This is a genomic window from Sutcliffiella halmapala, assembly GCF_050107295.1.
Taxonomy (GTDB): Bacteria; Bacillota; Bacilli; order Bacillales; family Bacillaceae_I; genus Sutcliffiella_A; species Sutcliffiella_A halmapala_A.
This window is the reverse complement of the sequence record NZ_JBNIKR010000001.1, coordinates 214586-226358: the sequence shown is the minus strand read 5'-3', so window position 1 is coordinate 226358 and position 11773 is coordinate 214586. Positions and strand designations below refer to the sequence as shown.

Annotated in this window: 12 protein-coding genes; 1 reads left to right on the top strand and 11 read right to left on the bottom strand. The window is 35.4% G+C overall.

From position 1 onward, the window contains the following. The first annotated feature begins 10 nt into the window (after positions 1-10). The gene (locus ACQCT5_RS01175; protein WP_499638089.1) at positions 11-496 is read left to right on the top strand and encodes a ferritin family protein; all 486 of its coding nucleotides are present in this window, start codon (positions 11-13) and stop codon (positions 494-496) included. A gap of 531 nt (positions 497-1027) precedes the next feature. On the opposite strand, the gene ACQCT5_RS01170 is transcribed toward ACQCT5_RS01175, so the two are convergent. The 11 genes from ACQCT5_RS01170 to ACQCT5_RS01120 all read right to left on the bottom strand — a co-directional run bounded on the left by ACQCT5_RS01170 (position 1028) and on the right by ACQCT5_RS01120 (position 11740). Further along, entirely contained in the window at positions 1028-1639 is a 612-nt protein-coding gene (locus tag ACQCT5_RS01170) for a TerD family protein (RefSeq protein WP_499638086.1), read from the bottom strand. A 120-nt stretch (positions 1640-1759) separates the two neighbouring features. After that, the gene (locus ACQCT5_RS01165; RefSeq protein WP_499638083.1) at positions 1760-2845 is read right to left on the bottom strand and encodes a toxic anion resistance protein; all 1086 of its coding nucleotides are present in this window, start codon (positions 2843-2845) and stop codon (positions 1760-1762) included. Positions 2846-2864: 19 nt separating this feature from the next. Next, on the bottom strand, positions 2865-4484 hold the full coding sequence (locus tag ACQCT5_RS01160; protein WP_499638079.1) for a YceG family protein: 1620 nt from the start codon (positions 4482-4484) through the stop codon (positions 2865-2867). A 72-nt stretch (positions 4485-4556) separates the two neighbouring features. Further along, entirely contained in the window at positions 4557-5351 is a 795-nt protein-coding gene (locus ACQCT5_RS01155) for an HAD family hydrolase (protein ID WP_499638076.1), read from the bottom strand. After that, on the bottom strand, positions 5335-6456 hold the full coding sequence (locus ACQCT5_RS01150) for a cysteine protease StiP family protein (protein WP_499638073.1): 1122 nt from the start codon (positions 6454-6456) through the stop codon (positions 5335-5337). The genes ACQCT5_RS01155 and ACQCT5_RS01150 overlap by 17 nt, the downstream gene beginning before the upstream one ends. Position 6457: 1 nt before the next feature. Beyond that, the gene (locus ACQCT5_RS01145) at positions 6458-7834 is read right to left on the bottom strand and encodes a phosphoribosyltransferase family protein (protein ID WP_499638071.1); all 1377 of its coding nucleotides are present in this window, start codon (positions 7832-7834) and stop codon (positions 6458-6460) included. Continuing rightward, entirely contained in the window at positions 7773-8969 is a 1197-nt protein-coding gene (locus ACQCT5_RS01140) for an HpcH/HpaI aldolase/citrate lyase family protein (protein ID WP_499638068.1), read from the bottom strand. The genes ACQCT5_RS01145 and ACQCT5_RS01140 overlap by 62 nt, the downstream gene beginning before the upstream one ends. 62 nt (positions 8970-9031) lie before the next feature. Then, positions 9032-9817, bottom strand: a complete 786-nt coding sequence (locus tag ACQCT5_RS01135) for a TerC family protein (protein ID WP_499638065.1) — start codon at positions 9815-9817, stop codon at positions 9032-9034. 42 nt (positions 9818-9859) lie between these two features. Next, positions 9860-10438, bottom strand: a complete 579-nt coding sequence (locus ACQCT5_RS01130; RefSeq protein WP_499638062.1) for a TerD family protein — start codon at positions 10436-10438, stop codon at positions 9860-9862. Positions 10439-10512: 74 nt separating this feature from the next. Next, a complete protein-coding gene (locus ACQCT5_RS01125; RefSeq protein ID WP_499638059.1) occupies positions 10513-11091 on the bottom strand; it encodes a TerD family protein in 579 nt (192 codons plus the stop codon). 52 nt (positions 11092-11143) lie between these two features. Then, positions 11144-11740 carry a TerD family protein gene (locus ACQCT5_RS01120; protein ID WP_499638056.1) on the bottom strand — a complete coding sequence of 199 codons (597 nt, stop codon included), beginning with the start codon at positions 11738-11740 and terminating at the stop codon, positions 11144-11146. Positions 11741-11773: the final 33 nt, after the last annotated feature.

The window sequence follows — 11773 nt, the reverse complement described above, 5'->3', positions numbered from 1 at the left end:
ATGAGCAACTATGTTTTCAAATCATTACCCCTACCAGCATCAGTACACTCACCAATACCGCCAGACTATAGATACTTACGGTGCCAAGGGGGCATTAAATGCTACCTCTTTAACGCTGCGTGAAATGCTTACCTATGCCCTTCAGGACGAATACCTGGCACAAACCCGATACAATAAGATACTTGGCACATTTGGCTATATCCGGACTTTCGCCAGAATCCAGGAAGCGGAACTCAGACACATTTCCGCTTTGCTTCAACTATTTAATCGATATCAAGTACCGGTACCACAAGACATATCACCACAATTTGTCACTCCCCCCACAACGATAAGGAATGCGTATGCAGCAGGTGTGGAAGGAGAAATAGAAAATATCGCGATGTATGAAAAATTCCTTGATTTTGATATACCTACTGACATCCGAAATGTATTTACCAGATTAAAAGATGCCTCCTTGAATCATCTTGCTGCTTTTGAGAGAGGGCTGGCGAGATAGGCGAGATAACATGGGGACAGGTGTCGCGTCCCACATTTTGGGACGCGACACCTGTCCCTATGTCTCTATCTGAATATTGTTGATGTAGAATGGGTGTAATTCCATTCGATATTAATCTTTCATGTAAAGATACCAAGATCGTGTTTGGGAGTTGAGTAATCAAAGTATCATTATTATTCTTTTAGGAGAATATAAAATAGTATTGAACTAAAAAGGGGGATACATTAAATGAGATTTAAATATACTTCTAATCAAATCAATGATGATTTAAAGCTTCTAGACGAAGCATCCCATTCCCTCCCTATTTTATTTTTAGAATTCTTTTTAGTATCTATATTTATTTCTGGACTATTTATTAGTAAATTTCAAAATACGTTTTCCACCATTCCATTATTCACTTGTATTTATTTATCCTTGATCGTTCTTCACCAACTAATATATTTGGTTTTTAGAACCAAGTAGACAGTTTAGGAAATACACAAAAGGACAGAAGCTACATAAGCATCTGTCCTTTTTGTATACTTATAAGCTTTATTTAGAACCTTGAACCCAGTTCATTCCCCATCCGTATGCTCGATCCATTTGTTGATGTCCATTGAAATATTCTACTAACTTCTTAACATTGAAAGTTTGATTATTGACGTTTTCAATCATAGCGATAGCACACATAGTAAATCCGTTTCGGTGCTCATCCATTTTAACAACAATATCTTCTCCATTACGGTATTTTAAAGTGATGACACCGTCAACTTCAGACCAATTTGCTGCTCCTTCATAAATGAATGTATAGACTAGTATTCTCTTAATATCAGTAATTTTATTTCCATTAATCCGTAAGTTTTCTCCGCCTATAGATGCTCCAGTTCGATCATCATGATCGAGTTGCATATATGGGAAATGATTTAATGACCCAAAAGCATTTCCTAAAGCTTGTACACAACCTCTGTCTCCGTTTTTAAATTCAAAAAGGCATCCTAAATCAAGATCCATATTCTGATTTCCCTTAAATAATGAAGAAAAAAAGCCACCGGATGCGGGTTTAGAATTTTGGTTCCAGTTTAGATTGACTAAAATTTCACCGATTGTTTGATTATTGGATTTAGTAAGATTTATAGATTCGCCCTTTTTCTTTAATTCAATCATTTTTACACCCTACCCCGTCAAATTTATTGGTATTTAATTTCACTAATTAAATTTCGATACCTATTACTATCATTTCTTTCACATTTTTACAAAGACCTTTTCTAGAAAACTTGTCTAATACTATCGTTGTTGCGCTAGTTTTTTCATATTATCTTGAAGCTGCAGGATGCGTTTCGTTCCATCTTCTCGTAGTCGCTTATTCTCATCTTCAATCGCTTTTGTTTCCTGCATTCCCTTAACAATGGTACTCCAGGATTCTTCTATTGTTTCAATTTTAATACTAGGTCTACCTGCTAATTTAGCAATCTCAGTACTCTGGCTAGCAATATTTTGAGCATTACGCAATAACATTTCATTTGTACGTCGGTCTAATTCACTCATGGAATCAGCTACTAACTTCTGACGTTTAGCCGTTACTGCTTGTATAATACCGTTCTTGAAAATAGGGATAGTGATTACAAAAGCAGAGTTGATTTTCCCAATCAGTTTGGTATTTCCACGCTGAAGTAAACGGATCTGCGGTGCAGTTTGTAATGAAACCATTCGTGCCATTTCCAAATCGTAAATGCGTTCTTCCAAAGTTTGAATTGCATTCTTTAATGTATCCACTTCAAGCTGAGCCATCTGGTCACCGTTAAGCGCCTTTTGCTCATATGATGGTAAGAGGTTTCTTAACTCATCTAACTTAATTTGACCTGCGACCACGTATTTTTCAAGAGCCATGTAGTAGTTAATATTGTTCTCATACATTTCTTCTAAAGTAACAGTGGACCTGGACATTTCATCTTTATACTTGGAGATTTCAATATGAACCTTCTCAATTTCACCGCCTAATGTTTGATATTTCCCAAAGATTTTTTCTATCATGTCATTACTTCGTTTGAAGAATTTACTGAATAAACCGCCTTTATTCTCTTCAAAGTCCTTTTTATCAAACCGATCCATAATCTTACCTAACTGTCTTAACATCTGACCGGAGTCTGTTACTCCAGAAGTTCGCATCATGGATAAGATACGATCAGAGAATTGGGAAATCTGAATTGCAGGTTCTTTTCCGAACTCAAGCAACTCCATTTGATTTTTGGCATCTACTTGCTGTGCTAATTGGATTACTTCAGGATCTTGTCTTAACTTAAGACGTATATCATTTGCTTTATCCTCTGTAATCACTGTATCTTTCTCCAGAGTTTGAACATTATTTGTCATAAGAATTTCACTCCTATTTCTAAAATTTTATTGTATTGAATAATTTTTTTATAAGTGATGTTTCTTTTTCTTTCAGCTCTTGATGATATGACATTTCCTCTAGCCAATGTGTATCAAAGGTATTTGTAACTATAAAATTCTCCATGCAGTTATGTCCTGGTGGGTTATATATTAAGATATCTAAACCGAATTCATTGAAAAATAATAATCTTGCTGCATCAGATCGGGAAATAGAACCGTTAAGCTCGTTATTGTATAACACAAGCTTTGGGACTTCCTGAGAATAATCGAACTTTTGAATAATTTTCACATGATTTTCTGGCAGTTCGGTAGCTTGTGTGAATAAATACAGTTGAACATCCTCCAACTTCTCATTATTCATAGGAAGAAGCCTAGGGCTCGCGCACATGTTTGAAACTACGTGTGCAATGGCCAATTGGATGCCTTCAGGAAGGTGATTATACTGCCACCAATTACTAGTAATCATTTTGGCAGGATCAAGTTTTCCGTCTCTACCTAGTGCATGCTGATAATGGAATTTATAATTTGCTTTTATTTCCTTTGTAAAAGGGAATTGATGAATTAAGTTCGTTTGCTTTATTTCCGTTAGGCCATGAAATCTCTCCCAATACTCTTTTTTGTTGGTAGAAATGCCTATGATCTTTGCAAATACACACGGAATTTGAACATCGTTCCTTGTCGCTTCGAAATCTGGACGTAGAAATGCTTTCTCTTTAGAAATTAAGAACAATTCATCATAAGTGGTTTTTAATGTAATAGAAGAAGGTAAGTGTTCCCTGAATTGCCAAGGCTTATACAGGTGCGAACCTTCATGGAATAATACTTCATTCAATTCTTGTGTTGCTCTATATGCAACAGTTGATTTCCGATCCGGTTTTTCAGTTGGAAACGGCTCCAATTTACCTGTTGCTGGCTGTTTTACAATTTTGGTGAACTCTTGATCTGGATCTAACTGAGCAAAATCGTCCTTTCCTTCCGGATGAAAGATAAGGACATCACAACCTACTAACAGTAAATAATGTAAAAAGTACAATTGGCTCTTTGAAGCTTCTCCATACCATATTACACGGGGCATTTCCAGTTCCGGGTTACATTCTTTTAACCAAACATGAAGATGATTCCAAGACCATTTGACAATATCCACTAGAACTCTTCGAAAATCAGGATGATTAAATCCTTCTTTGTGGAGCCTGCGAAACTTTTCCAATACTGAAATGAGAGATTGTCTGAGCTGTCTATGTAAAAGTGGGTTTTCGTGCCTAGGGATCAATCTTTCCCCTTCTAAAAAAGCAACAAACCTGTTTACTGATAATCCCTTTTCCTTTTGATTAATCATGTGAACCCTTTGAACACTTTGAAAGCGTTCTGGGGAAATGGACTTGTCTAATATCTCACTGAGCACATGTACTTTTTCAGAGATGAAAAGCTCATATAAAAATAAATAATACTCCGTTTCATCATAATAAGTACCTAATATCCTCCCAGCAACCTGAGAATATTGATACACAGTATTTTTTTCATATGGAGTTCTTTCTGGCAGAGTCTTAAATAAAGTAAGTTTCCATTTATCAGAATCTAAGTTTGTTTGCGTAATTTTTATACTTGAGATATTACTCATGATGTCACCCCCTCTAAAATAGATATTAATTTGGAAGAATGAGGTTTTACACCATCCTGTCTCATCCAATTATTAAGATTTTAAGAGAATGTTATTGTAAACAGCTTCGACAATTTCCTCTGATGCTTTGATTCCATAACTTTTTGTTTTTGTAAGGGAAGGGTAATACTTTAGAATCTCTCCATGTAAAGGAGCAGTTCCATAACTACTTTTTGTAATAAGCTCGTAATCCAGCAGTGAATCTCCAGCTGTATATATATGTTTCACATCAAGATGATTACATAAATACTCCGTTGCTTTCCATTTCTCTATTGGAGTAGGAACGATGTAAAGCTTTCTACCTTGTAGGGAGATATTCCACCCCAGACTCTTTAGCCATTGCTTTAATTCCGCTATCTTACTTTCTGAGAGTAATCTATTATTTACGATTAGGTAGATAAAAAGATTGTCTGCATGTTTGATTTGCTGAATCCATGAATTATTACCCATGCCTTCTATCATCATGATCATTTGTTTAAATGATAAGCAGGACTGTAATTCCTCCTTGATAAATTGCTTCCATTCCTTTATTTCATAACCATTCTTTAGAATAGTTGCTCCATTATTTGTTATTGCATATTCCGGTACTACTTCATCTTGGAACAAGCGGATTCTCTGATACTGTTCCTTCGTTCTAGTTGTTACAGGGATAAAGAGCATTTCATTATTTATTTCCGTTAGAATGGTTTTTGTTTTCAAAGAAATAAATGAGCTCGGCTCGCCTCTAATTATTTCACATGGTTCGTATTTACATTCTGTTTCAAAAGATTCCAACATTCTTCTTGAAAAGATTAAAGTGCGATCCAAATCACTAGCGAACGCTTTCATCTTTATTCTCCATTTGCTTTATTAAGCCACAACAGCTATAAGACATATTATTGTATTCCACTACGGGAACGCCTCGCTCTTTTGCAAGCATCAATATATGGCCTAGATTTGACTTTTCACTAGTATTGATCAGTATTTTCCAAGGTACTCTTCTAAGCAGGACGCGCGTTGTTTCTCCAACTCCCGGCTTAATATAATGGGTGTTGCTTATCTTGTAATCATCCTGAATACTTTGGATAGAGATTAATCCTCTCCAGTCAGGTGCAATGTGTTCATTCTTTATATTTTCTAATTCCTGCTGTACTAAGGAACTAATGGCAGAAAATTGAGATGATATCGTATCGACATAGAAATTGGATAAATCCTCAGAAAGTAATTCTTTATAAAACTTTGCCCCATGAAAATCGGAAGAACCAATCAAAGATCTGTTTAACACAGTTCTACTTACTAACCCTGAAACGGTCGAGTTTAAGCACGCACTGGGAATCAAGAAATCATCTCTAGTTCCATATAAAGAGGAACAATAGCCTGGATCTGCCAAAACAGCAAGCTCTGAGGATATTTCTTGATTATATTTCTCGTTAAAAACTTTTATAGAGAAATCCAGTTGCTTTTTGATTGCTCCCTTGCCTGTCCAGCCGTCTACAAAAACTATCTTTTTATCTTTATGATTAGCCAGAATAAAATGAAGAGCATTTTCATCAATACCTCTATCTCTTACTATAGAAATGCTGTAATGTGGAACAACCCGATGATATCTAAATTGGATATATCTTTTTATTAATACACCTATAGGCGTTCCTGCTCGGGCCAAGCTGGAAAGAACAATATTGAATCCTTTTTCGCTTATTATTTGTTCTGCTACTATTGCAACATATAATGCGATTTTCTCCTTCGTTTCCTCTAGGGATGTTGAGAAAAGGTTAATATATTGTTGAGAAGGTTTATATTCAATTGGGAGCATTTCAGAATAATGCACCCCTTTTTGAATCGCACTTTCTCGTTCAATGGTACTTCGTTCTATTTTAACGTTTGATAAATCCTTTAATAGAAAAGTAACATCCTCCTCAGGATAACTTCCCATTTTAAACAAAGTTGCATCCATATTATTCCCTCCCTCCACGAGTTGAAAATGTTACAATGTTTAATTTTCTGATGCCTCTATCTTTTACAATCTCAATTATTTCTGTTAATGATTTCTCTGAGATATCTTTTTCACAAAAGAGAAAAAGGTCATCATAGTAATTCTTGGGGATATTATAAACATAGTGAACAATTTCCGTATTTTCAGGATTTAAAAACGTATAACCATTTTGAATCGCATAACCCTTATTTTTCTGAGGAAAGATGGGACTCCTTGTTGTTGAATGATATTGAACTCCCTCACCCATATAAGAAGAAATTCTCATTGGGAGATACATAAATTCTCCTGTTCCGAGGGAAAGTGTGTTGGGTCCCACTCTAGATTTCTTCAAATGCTCTCCAGCAGCAGAACACTTATCCGTTCCAGCTTGCTTAGATTCAGATTTCATTCCAAACCTACCTGTTTCTTCTATAAAGGGGATGGATTCTCTCTTCCTTACAAAACGAGTTTGTGTAAATAAATGGGACAAATCGATAGATTGTACTTCTACATCTAGATCCCGGTGTGAAGGTTCATAATTATATTCAGCCTCCTCTATCGTCTCACCAAGAAAATGCATATTTCCTGCCAGCAAAGATACGACCGTAATCGTTATTCCCAATTCATTTTCTAATTGGAAAAACTGTTTCTTATTCCCATCAGAGCGCCAATCCAATATAGAAATAACCGAATATTGTTTCCGCGGATACATCCTATGTATATCTCTAATAATGTTAATAGCGGTTTTTCCGGTTGTAATTTCATCATCTATGAGAATAATAGGTTCACTGTTGTTTATAAATTTTTTTTCAATATAACACAGCTGATCAACTGCATGTGAGTGCTCTTCTTCAAAATTTAAACTAGCCTGTCTATCCTCCACTATCTCTCTAGTGGTATGAATATAGTAGGCATTGCTTATACAATCGAAAAATGCATGCCCTAATGCAGTGGCAGTTTCAGCAAACCCAATGATTACTGGGTTTCCCTTCAACTTAAGTTGTTGTGCATTCAAAAGGGAATATGATTTAGTAATTTCTGTCGGATTATCGGACAAAAGTCCCTTGATGATTATATCTTTATTGGTTACATCTTTGCCGGTACTCCGTTCATAGAATTCTAACGCTAGCACTCCTGAGGCCAATAAGGGTTTCAAAGGGTGTGTAGGTATATGTTTACCAAGGATTTTACTCACAAATAGAAATCCTCTTTTTTTATTCACTCTGGCAGCCATTGAAAATAAACTATCCAGAGTTAAGTTAAGTGGATTATCTTTTATTAGCAGTTCCACAGACATGTTAGGTGAAATTTGGAGTAGGCACTGATTCTGATAATAAGTCGATGTAGTTGTGGTTTTCATGATACACTCCGTAGATCTTTGATTTTTTCATTATGTTTAAAGCCCATAGATAGTGCGGTTTAATTTCATTCATTTTATTGGAATATTCACTCTTTATAACACCTATATTCCCATTAAAACTATCAATAATTGTTAAGGCATCCAGATATTCTTCTTTCGAGACTACATACAGACTTTGAACAATTTTAAGGTGATTAGGATGTATAACAGTTTTTCCATTTAATCCATTTGCGATATCCAAAAGGGTTTCTTTTATTAATCCATCACCATATTCATTTAATAATTGAGTCCGGACTTTTAACCCTACAGCACCATATGAATCTTTAAATGGTGATTGTCGTAGTTGTGGTTTTAGGATTCTTGTAGTTTTGCTGTCAAAATACTCCCAGACTGGTCCAGAGATTACAAAATCTCTACCGAAATAATTTATTAGATCCGTTAAAAAATCTCTGATGATAGAGATATCATAAATCGTAGTATGACAATTTCTTCTGATTCCATATAATCCGCATAAGTCCGTTGCACCAATGCGAATGTTTAATATATGTTCTTTGTAGGAATCTAGGATTTTCTTTAATTCATTGAAGGTTGTCCCTCTTGTATGCTTGTCAATAAGTTCCGGTGTTTCAAAGATAGGCATACCATATAATGTAATTCGATGTTCAGTTCCTACTTTAATCATCTGCTCAAAATATAAATTAGCATTTGAAGTTGTAAATTTCGGGAAAACAAAACCGGTCACACAATCAAGTGCATTTCCCAATGAATTACTGATTTTAGGTATTTGTTCTGGATTTCTTACTCGGAGAAAGATCAGCGGTAGTTTTTCAGGAGACACAGAACCATTTTTAATAGCTTGATAGATTGAATTTATATGGTTAACTACCATGCATTCTGCCAATTCAACTTCATTATCTCCTATTGCATCTTCTAGGCACAGAACCATTGAACATAGCTCGGTGAACTTTTGGGTTATCACTAGATCTGCAATGTCATTTCTAGTAGAGGGCATATACAAAGTCGCTCCCAAGCTATATTGCAGAATATCTCTTGGCGAAGATTTTGTTATGCAGGTTGGTTTCTTCAAAAAGATGCCTTCGATTTGTAAATCGGATAAATAATTAAAATGTAACAAAATAACACCTCTTAATTTATAAAAAAGAAGGAGATGCGTTTCCAACTCCTTCTTTTATCGGTTTATTCTTTTGAAGCTGCAGCTTCTTCTTTAGCAGTAATTCTAGATTTCTTAATATAATGCACTACAAATGTTGCTAGGAAAGATAAGATTAAAATTGCAAAGAATAATAGATGGTCTAAATGGAAACCAAATATACTTGCAAACATTTTTGCTGAAATTATTGCAATCAACACAAAAGCTGTTGTTTCAAACTCTGGAAATTTATCGATTAATTTCAGGAATACTCCTGCGATCGTTCGCATCATTAGGATTCCCAACATTCCACCTACAAGCAGAACCCACACTTGATCAGAAATTGCAAATGCAGCTAGAATTGAGTCCACACTAAAAGCAATATCTACCATCTCTACAGTGAATACTGTAGCCCAAAACACACCGATAGTTCGTGCAAGGAATCCACCCTTATTGAAAACCTGTGCTTCATCTTCTTCACCATTTTCGCTATGTTTGTCACGGAAGTATTTAATAACAATCCAAGCCAAATAAGCTGCACCAAGCACTTTAATGAATGTAAACTTAACTAAATAGACACCTATACCAATAAATAAGAACCGGAAGAAATATGCCCCGAAAAGTCCATACATAAGTGCTTTTTTTCTTTGCTTTTCTGGTAAATGTTTAACTAGAATCGCAAGAACTAAAGCGTTATCTGCTGATAACAAACCTTCAATTATTACCAGGGAACCAATTAATCCCCATGACACAGGATCAGATAAAACTTGCGCCCACATCTCAAAGTCGAAAAACATCGCATATGTTGATAATATTTCTTTCAAAATTTCCAATTTGTTGCTCCCCCTAATACTGCTTTTCTACAAAAAACATTTCTATACTTGTAAACCGTAATTTCTGCATAAATCTCCTAATCCACCAGAAAACCCACTACCAATTGCATTAAATTTCCAATCATTACCCATTCTGTATAATTCACATACCACAACTGCTGTTTCTATGGAGAAGTCTTCTCCTAAGTCAAATCGCAGTAATTCTTGGTTATTTGCTTCGTCCATTAATCGGACAAAGGCATTGGAAACTTGCCCGAAGTTCTGATGACGAACGTTCGCGTCATGTATAGTCACTGTAATTCCAATTTTATGGACATTAGCTGGAATCTTCGAGAAATCAACAATTAATTGTTCATCATCCCCGTCACCTTCCCCAGTTCTGTTATCTCCTGTATGAACAACTGAACCAGAAGGATGTTGTAGATTATTGTAGAATACGAAGTCTTGATCATTTAGACATCTGTCGTTCGCATCAACCAAAAAAGCAGATGCATCCAAGTCGAAATCTTGTCCACCTTGATATTTATTTGTATCCCACCCAAGTCCAATAATTGCTTTAACCAAACCTGGATTTGTTTTTGTTAAATCAATGCGTTGCCCTTTTGATAACTGTACTGCCATCTGTATTCCCTCCCATTTTCAGTAGAGAGGACAAGAAAGGCTTTCACTTCTTGTCCTCTTTTTCATAAATTTAATTAAAGTGTTAAACCGTAATCAGTTGCAATACGTGCTAATCCACCTTGGTATCCAGAACCAACGGCAGAAAATTTCCATTCTCCATTATGGCGGTACAACTCGCCTACAATAATCGCCGTTTCAATGGAAAAATCCTCGCCAAGATCGTAACGAATTAGTTCCTCATTACTGTCTTCATTAACAATGCGCGCGAATGCATTGGATACTTGACCAAAGTTTTGGTTTCTTTGCTCTCCATCATGAATCGTAATTACAAATGAAATTTTTTCAATAGTTGAAGGAACGGCGCTTAAATCGATTTTAACTTGCTCATCGTCCCCATCCCCTTCACCAGTACGATTGTCACCCGTATGTTCAACTGAACCATTTCCGCCAATTAGTTGATTATAAAAAATAAAGTCTTTTTCAGAAGTGCATTTTCCGTTTGCATCTAACAGGAAAACACTTGCATCTAAATCGAAATCTGTACCACCATCGTACTTATTTGTATCCCATCCAAGTCCTACTACAACCTTTGTTAACCCTGGATTCGTTTTTGTTAAATCTACTTTTTGCCCTTTTGATAGAGTGATTGCCATATTTTTCATCCCCTTATTATTAAATTATTGTAAACGAATTTTATATATAAAATTATAAGTATCTATTAACAATACCTTCTAATCCTGTATCATTTGTACCATTTCCTAATGCAGCGAATTTCCATTCACTACCATGACGGTAAATTTCAGCTACGATTAAGCTCGTTTTCCCAGAATAGTTTTCTGTTAAATTAAACTTTAATAACTCACGATTATTATCCACATTAACAACCCTTATAAAAGCATTTTCAATCATACCGAAATCTTGTTTTCTTCGTGCACAATCATATATATTTACTACAAAAACCAACTTATTGATTTGTTGTGGGACTTTACGGAGATTTACTATTAGTTGCTCGTCATCTCCATCTCCTTCACCTGTAAGATTATCTCCAGTATGCTGAATACTTCCACAGGAGCTTTTTAAATTCCCGAAGTAAATAAGATTTTTCTTATCACTAAATCTGTCATTCTCTAACATCAAAACAGAAGCATCACAATCTATATCTGGAGCTCCTCCTCCAAAACCAAAGAAACCGCCTCTTTTTGATTGAATTGGATCCCAGCCAAGACCAATCATTAATTGTGATAATCCAGCATTACCTTTTGTTAAATCAATTCTTTGCCCTTTAAGTAAAGAAATAGACATCCACTACACCCCTTTGTGAAAATAATAGATTAG